Below are 14,832 nucleotides of genomic sequence, written 5' to 3' on the forward strand. Positions count from 1 at the left end.
TAGTGTGAAGAGATCAATGCTGATGGGGGTGGTGTTCACCTCACTGCTGCTCGGTGGCTGCAAGGTGGAACTCTATACCGGGGTCAGTCAGAAGGAAGGCAATGAGATGCTGGCGTTGCTGCGTACCGAGGGGATCTCCTCGGACAAGCAGCCGGACAAGGATGGCCATGTCAAATTGCTGGTGGAGGAGTCTGATGTAGCGCAGGCCATAGAGGCGCTCAAGCGCAAGGGGTATCCGCGCGAGAGCTTTTCCACCCTGCAGGATGTCTTTCCCAAAGATGGCCTCATCTCGTCCCCGACCGAAGAGCGGGCACGCCTGAACTACGCAAAGGCCCAGGAGATTTCCCATACCCTTTCCGAAATCGACGGCGTGCTGGTGGCCAGGGTGCATGTGGTTCTGCCCGAGGGGAATGAAGGGATCAGCAAGAAACCTTCCCCCGCATCGGCTTCCGTTTTTATCAAGCATGCAGCCGACATCCAGCTGGATACCTATATTCCGCAGATAAAACAACTGGTCAATAACAGTATCGAAGGGCTGGCTTATGACAGGATCAGCGTTGTGCTGGTGCCTTCTGCAGATATTCGCCAAGTGCCTTTGGTATCGCGCAATACCAGCATTTTCTCCATCGAGGTGAGCGAGTCATCGAAGTGGCGGTTGACGGGGTTGATTGCCCTCTTGTTGATGCTGGTGGTGACCACCAACCTGGCCCAATATATGTGGCATCGAAGCCGGAGTCGTTGATGACGGTTGGTCTGACGCCCTACCAATTGCGATTTTGCCCGGCAGCCTATCTTGATGAGGGGTATTTCCCCGAATCGTGGCGCTGGGTGCAGGAAACAATGCCGGAGTGGCGCACTCTGCCTGCCGTCAACGAGGCGCTGCTGGATGAACTGGCATTGGACACTGTCTATGAGCTGCCTTCCCCTCTGGGTGGATTGGCTCTCTTTCCTCGGAGTGAACTCATCCGCCTGCTGACATACCTCGGCGCCGTCTTGCACGGTGAGTCCATTCGTCATTGCCTGCTGGCTTCCTCCTTGCGCCATATCATCAATTTGTTGGGGGAAGATGGGTACCGAACCCTGTTGTCCCAGCTTGACTTGTTGATCGGTCCCTGGCCTGCCGGTTGGCAGCAACCCTTGCCACAACAGCTGAATGATGTCTGTCTGGAGGCCACCGGTTTGCAATTCTGGCTGGCGGCAGCGGGAGACACGGCGCCCGGCTGGTGTCAGCGGCTGGTGTTACGGTTGCCTCCAGTGATTCCCGCACCAACATGGCATATGGCAACTGAGCAGGTGCCACTTGCCCGGGCGCTTTGTCTCAAAATAGCCAAACAGGTAACGCCGCAATGCTGCCATTTGTTGAAATAAAGAGTGAACACCTGCAGCTGGCCCCAGGCCAGCGTATCTTGCGTAGTCAGGATTATCAGTCCTATTTGAGTGCACAGGCTCTGGTTGATGCTGCTAGAGCACAGGCTGCCGAGATAGTGCAGGAGGCGCACAGCGTATATGAGCAGCAGCGCGAACTTGGCTGGCAAGCCGGCATGGAGCAGGCTCGTCGTGAGCAAGCCGTGTTGATCCATCAGACCCAGTTGCAGTGTCAGGGGTACTATCGCACTGTGGAGCAGCAGATGAGCGAGGTCGTGTTGCAGGCCGTGCGCAAGATCCTGCATGACTATGACCAAGTCGCGTTGACCCTCAAGGTAGTGCGCGAAGCACTCTCGTTGGTGAGCAACCAGAAACAGGTAACGGTTCGGGTAAACCCTGAACAGGTTGCGGCGGTGCGTGAGCAGATCGCCAAGGTACACAAGGATTTCCCCGAAATCGGTTATCTGGAGATCTCTGCCGATGCCCGTCTGGATCAGGGCGGCTGTATTTTGGAAACCGAAGTGGGAATTATCGATGCCAGTCTGGATGGTCAGTTGGAGGCTTTGTCTCGGGCCATTTCTCTGACCCTGGAACGGGGCGAAGCACGCCCATAGCAAACATATATTGCATCACGACATCGCAGGCAGTCCCGTCAGTGGATGGCTGGCTCTTGGGTATTGAGAAAAGCCCCGGCAACTTGTTGCCGGGGCTTTTTGCTGTCTGCAGCAAGCGGGATGTGCTGCTCATGGCTGGCTGCCGGGGGGGGGCTGCGGGTATCTGCCGAGCACCAGCAGGGTGAGCAGGCAGCAGGCGGCGCCGGCGTAGAAGGTGCAGGCGGCGCCCAGAGTGTCCCACAGCACCCCGGCCAGCAGGCTGGGCAGCAACATGGCGAGGCCGCAGACCAGATTGAAGAAGCCGAACGCACTGCCGCGCAGTTCCGCGGGGGCGCTGGCGGCCACCATGGCGGCCAGCAGACCCTGGGTCATCCCCAGATGAATGCCCCACAACATCACCCCCAACAGCAATGCCCCCCAGTGGGTGCTGGCCGCCAGCACCAGATCGGCGGCCACCAGCACCAGCAACCCCCAGACCAGCAGGGTGCGGTGACTCATTTGATCCGAGAGGCGTCCGAACGGATAGGCGCCGAGGGCATAGACCAGGTTCATCGCCACCATGACCAGCGGTACCAGGGCGAGCGCCATGCCGCTTTGTTGGGCGCGCAGCACCAGAAAGGCTTCGCTGAAACGGGCCAGGGTAAACAGGGCGCCGATGAGTACTACCCAGCGATAGGGTTTACCCAGCCGTTGCAGGTTGTCGCGCCGCAAGGGGTTGCTGCGGGCGTGGTGGCCAGCCGCTTTGGGTTCACGCAGACCGATGGCGAGCAGGGTGACCGAGGCCAGCCCAGGCACCACCGCCAGCCAGAAGATGGCGCGAAAGTCATCGTGCCAGAGCAGCATCAGCCCCACCGCCAGCAGCGGCCCCAGCAGGGCGCCGACCGTGTCGAGGGACTGGCGCAGGCCGAAGGCGGCGCCGTGCAGCTCCGGCGGAGTGAGGTCGGCCACCAGTGCATCGCGGGGGGCGCCACGGATGCCCTTGCCAACTCTGTCCAGCAGGCGGGCGGTCAGGATCAGCCCGCTGCCGGTAGCGATGGCAAACAGCGGCTTGGTCAGCGCTCCCAGCCCGTAGCCCAGCAGGGCCAACCCCTTGCGGCGTCCCAGATAGTCGCTCAGGATGCCGGAGAAGACCTTGACCATCAGGGCCGTCGCCTCTGCCATCCCTTCGATGAGGCCGATGGTGAGGGCACTGCTGCCAAGCACGGTCACCATGAAGAGAGGCAGCAGGCTGTGGATCATTTCAGAAGAGATGTCCATCAGCAGGCTGACAAACCCCAGCACCCAGACGCCACCCGAGATCCGGCCGGCGGGTTGGGGAGCGGGGGGACGGCTTGTCGTGGTCATGGGGTTCTCCTGTCTTGCATCGATTCACCCAGAGCATAGCCAGCCCGGCCGCCACAAGGCTGCCGGGCTGGCTGATCATGTCTGCCAGCGTGAGCGCAGACGGTTGCCTGCGGTCACGGCATCATTGCTCGATGTCGAGTTCGGCCCGAACCGGTTGCCGGTTGCGCAGGGTCGAGATGAGCACCAGGGTGGCGATGGCGGCCAGCAGGGCAAAAGAGGCGGAGTAACGGCTCAGTTCAAGCCCGCCCTTGCTGAGTGGCTTGTCCAGAAAATCCCCCACCACGGCGCCAAGGGGTCTGGTCAGGATGAAGGCGGCCCAGAACAGCAGGGTGCGCGATACCCGGGTCAGGTAGTAGGCGGCAACGATGGCGGCCAGCATGCCGCCAAACAGCAGGGTGCTGCCCGCATAGCCAAAGCCGGCCTCGTCTGCGGTCCAGTCACCCAATGCGGTGCCCAGAGTCTGGGAGAACATGATGGTCACCCAGTAGAACAGCTCGGTGCGCGGCGTGGTGATGTTGCCGGTGGAGATGCTGCCCTGCAGCCGATACCAGAGCAGGAAGGAGCCCATCAGCAAGGCCAGCAGCAGGGTGGAGCCGCCGGCATAGCCCAGCCCGAGCGAGCGATCGGCAAAATCCGCCAGTGTGGTGCCGACCGTGGTGGTGGCGATGATGGTGGTCCAGTAAAGGAGGGGGTTGTAGGAGGTCGTTGCGATCTGCGCGCTGACCGAAACGAAGAAGATCACGGCAAAGATGCCTGTGCTTACCAGATAACCGAGCTCCATCGACATGGAAACGGCGTCCCCCCCTGTCTCCCCCAGGGTGGTCGCCAGGATCTTGATGGCCCAGAACGCCAGGGTGATCTCTGGCACCTTGCTGATCGCTGCCTTGCTGTTGTCGTGCATGTTAACCCTCTCTCGTATCTGTCGTATGACGAGGACTCGTCAGGAGACAGCGTCGCCGAGCAGTCTTAAGCGAAACTTAAGAGCGGGAGAGGGACCTGAAAAATGGTGGTAACAACGTGCCGATAGGAGGGCGTTGTCATTCAATATGACAGTGTGCCGGTTTTTTGAGCAGTCAAATAACACAGATTGCTTAATTCTTCCTTAAGTTTTGCCGGTTAGGCTGTCGGTTTGCTGTGATTGTTGATATTTATCATATTATTGAAAATGTCTGAAAATATCACATTTGGCGTTTTCAACACACTGTTAATATCCGGCGCCAAATATCGGCGTGTCGACTCCGGAGCGGGTATTTCAAGGTGTAATAAAGAAGTGTAACAGGGAGATATACATGCCTTCTTTTCTTAGAATAAGAATTGTTCCATTTGTGTTTTTGCTGGCATTCATATTTGCCTTCTTGCTGAACTGGCCAGTATTACTGCATTTTTATGAAATATTGACGCAGCTTGAACATTTTAAAATCGGGTTTGCCATCTCTATTCCCATCGTGCTGGTTGCGGCATTGAACTTTGTCTTCATACCATTTTCTGTACGTTATTTCATCAAGCCTTTCTTTGCCTTTCTGTTTATCACGGGTGTCATTGCCAGCTACACCATGATGAAATACAAGGTGTTATTTGATGGCGACATGATCCAGAACATCTTTGAGACCAACCAGAGCGAGGCGCACTCCTATCTGAGCGTGCCCATCGTGATCTGGGTATTGCTGGCCGGGGTGCTGCCGGCGGTGCTGCTGTTCTTCGTCAAGATAGAGTATCCGGCCAGATGGTATCAGGGGCTGCTGCAGCGCGGGCTCTCCATGCTTGCCTCCCTCGTGGTACTGGGGCTCATCGCCGCGGCCTACTACCAGGACTACGCCTCGGTCGGGCGCAACAACCAGACCCTGAACAGGGAGATAGTGCCGGCCAACTACATGTACAGCACCGCCAGGTATCTGCAGAAACGCTATCTGACAGAGCCGGTGCCGTTCCAGCGCCTGGGCGACGACGCCAGACGGGTGGCCGGTGCGGACAAGCCGACCATGATGTTCCTGGTGGTGGGGGAGACGGCGCGCGGCAAGAACTTCTCCATGAACGGCTATCACAAGGAGACCAACCCCTTCACCAGCAAGCAGGCGGGGATCATCTCCTTCAACGACGTGCGCTCCTGCGGCACGGCGACCGCGGTCTCGGTGCCCTGCATGTTCTCCAACATGGGGCGCAACCAGTTCGACGGCAACCAGGCTCGTAACAGCGAAGGGCTGCTGGACGTGCTGCAAAAGAGCGGCGTATCCATCTTCTGGAAGGAGAACGACGGCGGCTGCAAGGGGGTGTGCGATCGGGTGCCCAACATGGTGGTCAACCCCAAGGATCACCCCAAGTTCTGCGACAAGAACACCTGTTATGACGAGGTGGTGCTGGAGGGGCTGGACGACGAACTGGCGGGCATGAAGGGGGACAAGCTGGTGGGCTTCCACCTCATCGGCAGCCATGGGCCGACCTATTACAAGCGTTATCCGGGCTCGCACCGCCACTTCCTGCCGGATTGCCAGCGCAGTGACATCGAGAACTGCACCGATCAGGAGCTGGAGAATACCTACGACAACACCATTCGCTACACCGACTATGTGATTGCCAGCATGATCGAGCGCTTGAAAAAGTACGAGGACAAATACAATACGGCGCTGATCTATATTTCCGACCACGGTGAGTCACTGGGGGCATTGGGACTTTATCTGCATGGCACCCCTTATAAATTTGCGCCGGATGATCAGACCCGGGTCCCCATGCAGGTGTGGATGTCATCGGGTTTTGCCAAAGAGAAGGGGATGAACCTCGACTGTTTGCAGCAGAAGGCGGCCAATACCCGTTATTCTCACGACAACCTGTTCTCCTCCATGCTGGGGATCTGGGATGTGAATACGGCCGTGTATGAACAGCCACTGGATATCTTCAGCCAGTGTCGCAGCGTGCAATAACGCCATAGCGAGAGAAAGGGGAGCCAGGCTCCCCTTTTTATTTTGGTGCGCCAGTATGATTATCCTTTGAGCGACTTGCCGCACCGACCAGATGGGGCGGGCGGATCCCTTTATCTGGTGTATGATATTTCTGCTTATTAATTGTTCAGAGCGATGGCGGGATGTGGGTCTGCGTCGCCGGGGAATTAATCCGACCAAGGCTGAGTAATTTATTTTCGCGGCGAGACTCGTCTTTTACAAAAGAGTCGATATAAAGTGGGATGCCATGCTGGGGCGCGCTGGTTTGCCGGAGGAACAGGCCGTCACGCTCACCTTCCGGGCTCGTCCGTCATGGCGCATCACACAGCAATCAAAGAGCAAGGGGCGAGTACGTGCCAGGGGCGCTGCTCGCCTCGGTGCAATGTTCAGCAACATGACGCAGGCAGCCATCAGCCGCGTCGGTAGGGATTGGCAATGCGGCGTCATCTGTTTATCTGGTTAGGCCCGTTATGTAGCTTGTTGTTGTTGGGGGCGGCGCTGGTCGTCCTCTATCGTTTGACTCACCTCTGGCACTGGCACGACATCCGGCTGGCCATCTGGTCTTTGCCGCTGCCGCTGTTGGGCGGTGCCCTGCTGCTGACCCTGCTCAGCTATGGCTGTCTCTGCTGCTACGACATGCTGGCGGTGCACGCCCTTGGCAAGCGGCTGCCTTGGCAGCAGGTGGGGGTCACCTCGTTTATCGCCTACACCTTCTCCAATACCTTGGGTTTCGCCCTGCTGACCGGCTCGTCGGTGCGCTATCGCATCTACTCGGCACTCGGGCTCAACACCGGGGAGGTGGCCAGGATCATCCTCTTCTGCTCGGTGACCTTCTTTCTCGGCCTGCTGGCCTGGGGGGGCTCCGCCCTGCTGGTGGGGCAGGCCACCACCCTGTTGCCGGACTGGCCACTGTGGGCCGATCAACTGCTCAACCTGGCGGGGGGGCTGGCGCTCTTGGCGGTGCTTGGTTACCTGTTCTGGCCAAAGCCCGTGCTGGTCTGGCGCGGCCACGAGCTGGTGCTGCCGGTATTCAGAACCCGGTTGCTGCAACTGCTGGTGGCACTGCTGGACTGGATGGCCGCCGCCGCCGTGCTCTATGTGCTGCTGCCGGCAGACAGCGTCTCCTATCCGGTGCTGCTCAGTGCCTTCGTGCTGGCCAGCTTCCTCGGGGTGCTGGCCCATGTGCCCGGCGGGATCGGGGTGTTCGAGGCGAGCATGAGCCTGCTGCTGGCCAAGTACCTGCCGGTGGACAAGCTGCTGGCCTCCCTGCTGCTCTATCGCTGCATCTACTATGTGTTGCCCTTTTTGTGCGCCCTGCTGCTGTTCACCAGCCAGGAGCTGTTGCAGCAGAAGGCGCGCTGGAGCCGGCTGCAGGGCATCATGAGCGCGGTGCGCGAGTTCCTGCCGGCCCTCATCAGCCTGGGGGCGTTCGCGGCGGGCAGCTTGCTGCTCTGCTCCGGGATGATCCCTACCATGCGCGGGCGCATCGAGATGTTCCTGCAGGTATTGCCGCTGCACCTGCTGGAGCTCTCCCATGTGCTGGGCAGCGTCAGCGGCGTGCTGCTGATCCTGCTGGCTCGCAGCCTCTACCGGCGCCACGATGCGGCGTTTCGCATCACCCAGCTGCTGCTGGGGCTGGGGATGATCTTCTCCCTGCTCAAGGGGTTTGACTGGGAGTCGGCCCTGCTGCTCGGGCTGTTCCTGCTCATCATCACCCCCTGTCGCTCACTGTTCTATCGCAAGGGCTCCCTGCTGCACGCCCAGTTCACCCCGGGCTGGCTCATCTCGGTGGGGGCCGTGCTGCTGGGGGCGCTCTGGCTGCTGCTCTTCTCCTATCGCCAGGTGGAGTATGACCACGCCCTCTGGTTCCACTTCTCGCCCCATGGCGCCGCCTCCCGCGGGCTGCGGGCCATGGGCAGCGTGGTGGCGGTACTGGCGGTGGTGGGGGTAGCCCAGCTGCTGGCGCCGCTACGGGTCTCCGGGCGCAAGCCGGAGCCGGACGAGCTGGCCCGTGCCCATGCCCTGGTGCTGCGCGAGGGGGGCGGTCACGGTTACCTGGCCCAGCTTGGCGACAAGTCGCTGCTGTTTCACCCCGGCGGCGAGGCGTTTCTGATGTACGGCGTCGAGGGCAATGGCTGGATCGTGATGGGAGATCCCATCGGTCAGCCTGAGCTTATCGAGGAGCTGCTCTGGCAGTTTCGCGAGCTGTGCGACCAGCACGATGCCAGCCCGGTGTTCTACCAGGTGTCGGCCCGCTACCTGCCGCTCTATCTGGAGCTGGGACTGATCCCGTTCAAGCTGGGGGAGGAGGCCATCGTCGATCTGGCAGCCTTCGAGCTGGCCGGCAGCCGGCTGCGCAACCTGCGCCAGAGCCATGCCAAGGGCAAGCGGGAGGGGTTGTCGTTCGAGGTGGTGGCGCCGGAGTGCGTGCCTGCGCTGCTGCCCCGCCTCAAGGAGGTGTCGGACACCTGGCTGCAGAGCAAGCAGGGCAAGGAGAAGGGCTTCTCGGTGGGCAGTTTCGAGCCGGCCTATCTCAGTCTGAGCCCGGCCGCCCTGGTGTGGCACGAGGGTCAGATCGTCGGCTTTGCCAACCTCTGGGTCAGCGACAACAAGGCGAGCCTCTCCATCGACCTGATGCGCTACAGCCTGGACACGGGCACGGCCCCCATCATGGATTTCCTGTTCGTCGAGCTGCTGCTGTGGGGCAAGGGCGAGGGCTACGCCAGCTTCAACCTCGGCATGGCGCCCATGTCCGGCTTCAACGATCACCCCCTGAGCGGTTACTGGACCAAGCTTGGCAACACCATCTTCACCCGGGGCAGCCGTTTCTACAATTTTCAGGGGCTCAGGCGCTACAAGGAGAAGTTCTCGCCGGACTGGGAGCCGCGCTACCTGCTCTGCGCCAGCAAGCTGGTGTTGCCGCGGGTGCTGACCAACCTGATCTCCCTGATCAGCCGAGGCCCGTTCGGGCTCATCAAAAAGTAGGAGTCGTTCATGAGGATCCTGTTATTGCTGCTGGCGTGCTGCGCCTTCTCGCTCTCGGCCGCGCCGGTGAAAGAAGATCTCGGGTTGGTGGAGCTGCCGGTGGCGCAAGCCTCGAGTGCCCCCATGGTGGTGTTTCTGAGCGGTGATGGCGGCTGGGCCGCGCTGGACAAGGGGCTCAGCGCCCAGTTGCAGCAGCACGGCATGCCGGTGGTGGGCTGGAGCTCGCTCACCTACTACTGGAAGAAGAAGGATCCAGAGCAGGTCACCGCCGATCTGGTGCGGATCCTGGACGATTATCAGTCCCGCTGGGGGCGCCAGCGCTGGCTGCTGGTGGGCTTCTCCTTCGGGGCGGAAATCGTGCCCTTCGTCATCAACCGGCTGCCCGAACCCTACCGCAAGAGCCTGATCGGAGCCGTGATGCTCTCCCCCTCGACCGCCTCCGACTTCGAGATCCACGTCAGCGACATGGTGACCCGCGACAAGGCGGGCAGTTATCCCACCCAGCCCGAGGTCAACGCCATTCACACCCTGCCGATGCTCTGCCTGCAGGGGGCGGCAGACGACTCGCCGGTGCGGCTCTGCCCCCACCTGCAGCAGCCCAACGTGACGACTGTGACCCTGCCGGGATCCCACCATTTCGAGGATGACTACCCTGTGCTGTACCAGGCCATCGTCAGCCATCTCAGCCTGCAGTAAGTGTGAACGCGGGCAGAAAAACTTGATGTAAATCAAAGTTCATTCCCTATCAGGCCGGATTGTGCGCAGCCGGCCTGTTTCTTTTTGATTTCGCCTTTACAGGCGTGGATTGCTTCCCAACACTCTACTGAGCAATAAAACAGTAGAGGGGGGGCTGCATGCGCGAACAAAGAGCTCATCTAGTTGATCAGGAAGTGGATTTCGCCGCTGATGAACAGCTGGTGTCCACCACGGATCTGCGGGGCGTGATCACCTATGCCAATGACAACTTCTGCCGGGTCGCCGGTTACAGCCGAGCCGAGCTGGTGGGGCAGCACCACAACATGGTGCGCCATCCCGACATGCCCAAGGCGGCATTTGCCGACCTGTGGGGCAAGCTCAAGCAGGGCCAGCCATGGCGCGGCATGGTGAAGAATCGCTGCCAGGATGGTCGCTACTACTGGGTGGATGCCTATGTCACCCCCATCTTCGAGCAGGGCAAGATCAGCGGCTACCAGTCGGTGCGCTGCCGCGCCGATCCGCAGATGAAGCAGATCGCCGCTCGCACCTATGCGCGGCTGCGGGCGGCGGAGCAGGGGGGCGGCAGGCCCAGAATTTCGCTGGCGCGGCTGCGCCACGGGGTGGCGGTGGCCGGGCTGCTGGCACTGGGTTGGCTCGGCACAGTAGAACTGGGCGGCTGGGCCGCGCTTTACATGGCGCTGCCGCTGATCTTGCTGGGGATCCTCTATCGCCACGAGCTCATCACCACCCCCCGTTACTTGCAGCAACTGGCCGGCGAGTATGACAGCCTGACCCGCCTCATCTACTCGGGGCAGGAGCCAAGCGCCATCGCCGACTTTCACATCAAGCTGCTGCAGGCCCGTATTCGCACCGTGCTCGGCCGGGTGGATGATGCCACTCACGCCCTGCAGGATCTGGCGGTGCATCTGAAGAGCGCCTCCAGCGAGGCGAGCTCGGACATTGCCGAGCAGGATGCCCAGACCCAGCAGATGGCGACCGCCATCACCGAGATGGCGAGCACGGCGCAGGAGATTGCCCGCAACATCCAGGATACCAACAACCAGATTGCCGAGGCCAAGGCTCACTGCCAGCACACGGATCAGCAGTTGATCGAGACCGAGCGCAAAATCACCGCTCTGGCGAAGGAGGCGGAGCACGCCTTTGCCTCGGCGGTGGCGCTGGCCAGCGAGTCGGATCGCATCGGGGTGCTGATGGGGGAAATCCAGGGCATCGCCGATCAGACCAACCTGCTGGCGCTCAATGCCGCCATCGAGGCGGCGCGGGCTGGCGAGCAGGGGCGCGGCTTTGCAGTGGTGGCGGACGAGGTGCGCACCTTGTCTACCCGCACCCACAAGGCGACCGAACAGATCCAGGGCAGCATCGGCCAGATCCAGCGCACCCTGAACGGCTGGAAGGGGATGATGCAGAACAACCTGCAACAGACCCAGGCCTGCGTGGAGATGACCCGGATGGGGTCGGACAGCCTGCATCAGGTGCTGGCGGAGATCGAGCTGGTGATGGACTTCTCGGCCCAGATCTCGGCGGCGGCGGAGCAGCAGCAGGCGGTGGTGGAGGACATCAGCCAGAACGTCAACCTCATCTCCCAGCACTCCCACGCCAACAGCAACAAGATGCAGGACGTGGACGAGTCGAGCGAGATCCTGCTGACCAAGGCCAGACAGCTCAAATCCCTGGGGCAGACCTTCGGCTAGCCGCCGCTAATATCCATACAACAACAAGGCCACCCGCGGGTGGCCTTGTGCTGTCAGGCGTGTCGATCAGATCGCGGCCTGGCCCAGCGGGTTCCCCTTGTCGTGGTACATGGCGCGGTCGGCCTGGATCAACCACTGTTCGGGATGCCAGCCCGGCTGGTACTGGCTGATGCCAACGCTGATGCCGACCGACAGCGGGACACCCTCCACCTCGAATGGCGGTTGCATGGTGGCCCTGATCTGCTCGGCGATGGCGTCGGCCTGCGCCTGATCATGGCCCGGCAACAGCAGCACGAACTCGTCGCCGGCCAGCCTGGCGAAGAAGTGCTGCGGCCCGAGGCTGCGGCTGATCCGCTCCGCCAGCTGGCAGAGGAGGGCATCGCCGTGGCTGTGGCCGAAGTTGTCGTTGACCTGCTTGAAGTCGTTGAGATCGCAAAACAGCAGGCAGCCTGGTGCCGGCCCCTTGACCTGGGCATCGAGCCGCTCCATCAGGCTCAGCCGGTTGGGCAGGTTGGTGAGGGGGTCGCGGCGGGCCAGCTGCCAGATCTCCTCCTCCCGCTGACGGCGCAGGGCAATTTCGCGGTTGAGCCGCTGGTTGCACATCAATAGATAGAGGGCCAGCAGCAGGATCAGCACGCTGGCTGCCAGGCTCAGCAGGAACCAGGGGCGCCAGAAGATCCACTGCTCGGAGGGGGCCTGATAGAGAAAGTCGCTCAAGGAGACCGGCTTTGGCACCAACCCGATCTCCACCAGCTGCTGCATGATATGGGCCATGCGGTCCGGATTCATATACCCGATCTCCACATAGAGCGGCTGGATCATCTCCTTGCTCACCTGCAGCTCGTACTCCATGTGGGCCTGACTGCGGTTGACGCCATACTCCTTGCGCAGCAGGGCGATGGCCTCCTGCGGGTGGGCCAGGGCGTAGCGCCAACCGGCCAGGCTCGCGGCCCGAAAGCGGGCCACCCGATCCGGATGGGCGTGCTCCTGGGCCTGGGTGGTGAACAGGATGTCGCTGTAGAAATCGATGCCGTAGTTGCGCGGATTGATGACGGAGACGGGGATGCCGCGCTCTTCCAGATAGAAGGGCTCGTTGCTGAGGTAGGCGTTGAAGATGTCGACCCGGCCCTCGATGAGATCCTCGATGTTGACCGAGGTGGGCAGCGGGATGAGCTGACGCTCGCTCAGCCCCTGATAGAAGAGGGTGGCCAGCAGTTCGGCGTCCTGATGGGCCGAAAACATCATGATCCGTTTGCCACGCATGTCGTCAACGGTGAGAATGCCGCTGTCACGGCGGGCCAGAAAGATGGAAGGCGAGTGCTGATAGACGCTGGCGAGCGCCAGCAGCGGCTTGCCGTTGGCATAGCTGGTCAGCACCTCGGTGTTGCCGACCCCGAAGTCGGCTCGTCCGCTCAGCACCTCTTCAACCGGGCTGATGCCCTTGCCGCCGGGCCGTATCTCGACGTCCAGCCCGGCACTGGCATAGAAGCCCTTGGCCTTGGCCATGTGATAGCCAACGAACTGGGGCTGGTGCAGCCAGCGCAACTGGAGCACCACCCGCTCCGGGGCTTCAAGGGGGGATTCGCTGGCCCGCAGGGGAACAGCATGGCTGATACCGATCAGCAGCAGCCAAAGCAAGCATCTCTTCATCCGTGCGAGTCTTGTTCTGAGTGTTCATGGGGTGCGACCCCGCAGGGTCATCTTCTTGTAATTAAAAACATTCTAAAGGGTTATTGATGTACCGGATACTAGCGCAGCACAAAGATTTCATGGTTATCAACAAGGGACCCGGGCTCGGCATGCACGACGAGACCGACGAGTCCGGTCTGCTCCATCCTGGCCTGGTCAGCCGGGTCAAGGCCGACACCGGTCTGCTGCTCTATCCGGTGCATCGGCTCGACAAGATGACCTCCGGGCTGGTGCTGCTGGCCCGCACCACCGAGGCCAACCGGGCCCTCAGCATGGCCTTTGCCGCGCGGGAGGTGAGCAAGCAGTATCTGGCCCTCTCCGATCGCAAGCCGAAGAAGAAGCAGGGCTGGGTGAAGGGGGACATGCAAAAGGGGCGGGGGGGCAGCTGGATGCTGACCCGCACACTCGACAACCCCGCCATCAGCTGGTTCGACTCCGTGTCGGTGCGCGAGGGGCTGCGCCTTTATCGCATCAAGCCTCAGACCGGCAAGACCCACCAGATCCGGGTGGCCTTGAAGAGCGTGGGGGCGCCGATCCTCGGGGATGAGCGCTACGGCGGCACGGCGGCCGATCGCGGCTATCTGCACGCCTGGCGCCTCGACTTCACCCTGGCGGGGGAGGCGTTCGACTTCGTCTGTCCACCCGACGAAGGCGCGCTGTTTGTGCTGCCCGAGCTGCACGCCGCCATCGCGGGGTTGGCCGAATGAAGGGGGCTGCCATGCAAGGGGCCTCGGATCTGCCCGCCAGCGGCTGGATCCTGGCGGATTTTGACGACACCCTGGCACCGGATGACAGCCATGCCGGCTTGCTGCGCTTCATTCTGCGCCGCCGCATCTGGCCGCTACTGCTGTGGCCTGTGATGGCGTTGGGGGGGCTGGTCTATCTGCTGCCAAGCCAGCGCAGGCACGGTATTTCGCTGATCTGGTGGGCCATCACCCTTGGGCTGTCGCCGCTAGGGTGGCGCCGCCTGGTACGGGCCTACTGCCGCACCCGACCTGGGCTGTTTCAGGAGGCGCGCGCCCTGCTGCTGGCCGAAGGGCAGCGCTGCTGGGTGCTCTCCGCCAGCCCCCGCGCCCTGGTGCGGGGTCAGCTCCATCAGCAGTTGCCCGGCCAGCTGCCCCATCGCATTCTGGGGTCGCGCATGCACTATCGCCTCGGCGGCCTGATGCCACGTTTTTACTGTCACGGCCGCCACAAGATTTTGCCCAGGATCCAGGCCCTCGGCGCCACCCTGGCCCTGAGCGACAGCCTGCACGACTTGCCACTGCTGGCAGAGGGGCAGGCGGCCTGGCTCATCAACCCCACCCCGGCGCGGCTGCAACGAGCACGGCAGTCATTGCCCCGCATCGAGCCCAGATACTGGTCCCTGTAAGGCAAAACTGACAGCCTTGTGGGTCGCCACCGAGCGCGCCACAAGGCTGCGGCTTCAATGTCACAATCTATTTACATCTTTTGGCGCCGCCCCCCGCCAAACTATCTGAACGCCGCCTCTTT

The 14,832-nt window shown here is 61.6% G+C and carries 12 protein-coding genes; 9 read left to right on the forward strand and 3 right to left on the reverse strand.

The genetic code is table 11. The annotated features are described in order from the left end of the window. Positions 1-4: 4 nt before the first annotated feature. Genes sctJ through AB5Y94_RS19530 form a run of 3 tightly spaced genes read left to right on the forward strand, consistent with a single transcriptional unit; the run spans position 5 to position 1,979 of the window. Positions 5-742 (forward strand): type III secretion system inner membrane ring lipoprotein SctJ, encoded by a 738-nt coding sequence (gene sctJ, locus AB5Y94_RS19520; protein ID WP_279699691.1) that lies wholly within the window; start codon positions 5-7, stop codon positions 740-742. Further along, positions 742-1,368 carry a Yop proteins translocation protein K gene (locus AB5Y94_RS19525; protein WP_368206353.1) on the forward strand — a complete coding sequence of 209 codons (627 nt, stop codon included), beginning with the start codon at positions 742-744 and terminating at the stop codon, positions 1,366-1,368. The genes sctJ and AB5Y94_RS19525 overlap by 1 nt, the downstream gene beginning before the upstream one ends. Further along, on the forward strand, positions 1,347-1,979 hold the full coding sequence (locus tag AB5Y94_RS19530; protein ID WP_017783004.1) for an HrpE/YscL family type III secretion apparatus protein: 633 nt from the start codon (positions 1,347-1,349) through the stop codon (positions 1,977-1,979). Before AB5Y94_RS19525 ends, AB5Y94_RS19530 begins: the two co-directional genes overlap by 22 nt. A 129-nt stretch (positions 1,980-2,108) precedes the next feature. On the opposite strand, the gene AB5Y94_RS19535 is transcribed toward AB5Y94_RS19530, so the two are convergent. Then, positions 2,109-3,323, reverse strand: a complete 1,215-nt coding sequence (locus AB5Y94_RS19535) for an MFS transporter (RefSeq protein WP_368206354.1) — start codon at positions 3,321-3,323, stop codon at positions 2,109-2,111. A gap of 121 nt (positions 3,324-3,444) precedes the next feature. Beyond that, positions 3,445-4,224 (reverse strand): hypothetical protein, encoded by a 780-nt coding sequence (locus AB5Y94_RS19540; protein ID WP_368206355.1) that lies wholly within the window; start codon positions 4,222-4,224, stop codon positions 3,445-3,447. Between the two features lie 388 nt (positions 4,225-4,612). Here AB5Y94_RS19540 and AB5Y94_RS19545 point away from each other — a divergent pair, with 388 nt between their 5' ends. The 4 genes from AB5Y94_RS19545 to AB5Y94_RS19560 all read left to right on the forward strand — a co-directional run bounded on the left by AB5Y94_RS19545 (position 4,613) and on the right by AB5Y94_RS19560 (position 11,649). Then, positions 4,613-6,238 carry an MCR-3-related phosphoethanolamine--lipid A transferase gene (locus AB5Y94_RS19545; RefSeq protein WP_368206356.1) on the forward strand — a complete coding sequence of 542 codons (1,626 nt, stop codon included), beginning with the start codon at positions 4,613-4,615 and terminating at the stop codon, positions 6,236-6,238. Between the two features lie 453 nt (positions 6,239-6,691). Then, positions 6,692-9,241 carry a bifunctional lysylphosphatidylglycerol flippase/synthetase MprF gene (gene mprF / locus AB5Y94_RS19550; RefSeq protein ID WP_024941090.1) on the forward strand — a complete coding sequence of 850 codons (2,550 nt, stop codon included), beginning with the start codon at positions 6,692-6,694 and terminating at the stop codon, positions 9,239-9,241. A gap of 9 nt (positions 9,242-9,250) precedes the next feature. Continuing rightward, positions 9,251-9,937: an AcvB/VirJ family lysyl-phosphatidylglycerol hydrolase gene (locus AB5Y94_RS19555; RefSeq protein ID WP_368206357.1), complete on the forward strand. Its 687-nt coding sequence runs from the start codon at positions 9,251-9,253 to the stop codon at positions 9,935-9,937. Between the two features lie 158 nt (positions 9,938-10,095). Further along, on the forward strand, positions 10,096-11,649 hold the full coding sequence (locus AB5Y94_RS19560; protein ID WP_368206358.1) for a PAS domain-containing methyl-accepting chemotaxis protein: 1,554 nt from the start codon (positions 10,096-10,098) through the stop codon (positions 11,647-11,649). A 66-nt stretch (positions 11,650-11,715) separates the two neighbouring features. On the opposite strand, the gene AB5Y94_RS19565 is transcribed toward AB5Y94_RS19560, so the two are convergent. Next, positions 11,716-13,299: an ABC transporter substrate-binding protein gene (locus AB5Y94_RS19565; protein WP_368206359.1), complete on the reverse strand. Its 1,584-nt coding sequence runs from the start codon at positions 13,297-13,299 to the stop codon at positions 11,716-11,718. An 86-nt stretch (positions 13,300-13,385) separates the two neighbouring features. Here AB5Y94_RS19565 and AB5Y94_RS19570 point away from each other — a divergent pair, with 86 nt between their 5' ends. After that, positions 13,386-14,045: a TIGR01621 family pseudouridine synthase gene (locus AB5Y94_RS19570; RefSeq protein ID WP_368206360.1), complete on the forward strand. Its 660-nt coding sequence runs from the start codon at positions 13,386-13,388 to the stop codon at positions 14,043-14,045. Beyond that, on the forward strand, positions 14,042-14,710 hold the full coding sequence (locus AB5Y94_RS19575) for an HAD family hydrolase (protein WP_368206361.1): 669 nt from the start codon (positions 14,042-14,044) through the stop codon (positions 14,708-14,710). Before AB5Y94_RS19570 ends, AB5Y94_RS19575 begins: the two co-directional genes overlap by 4 nt. Positions 14,711-14,832 lie beyond the last annotated feature (122 nt).

It is taken from the genome of Aeromonas sp. s5 (assembly GCF_040907865.1).
GTDB lineage: Bacteria > Pseudomonadota > Gammaproteobacteria > Enterobacterales > Aeromonadaceae > Aeromonas > Aeromonas dhakensis.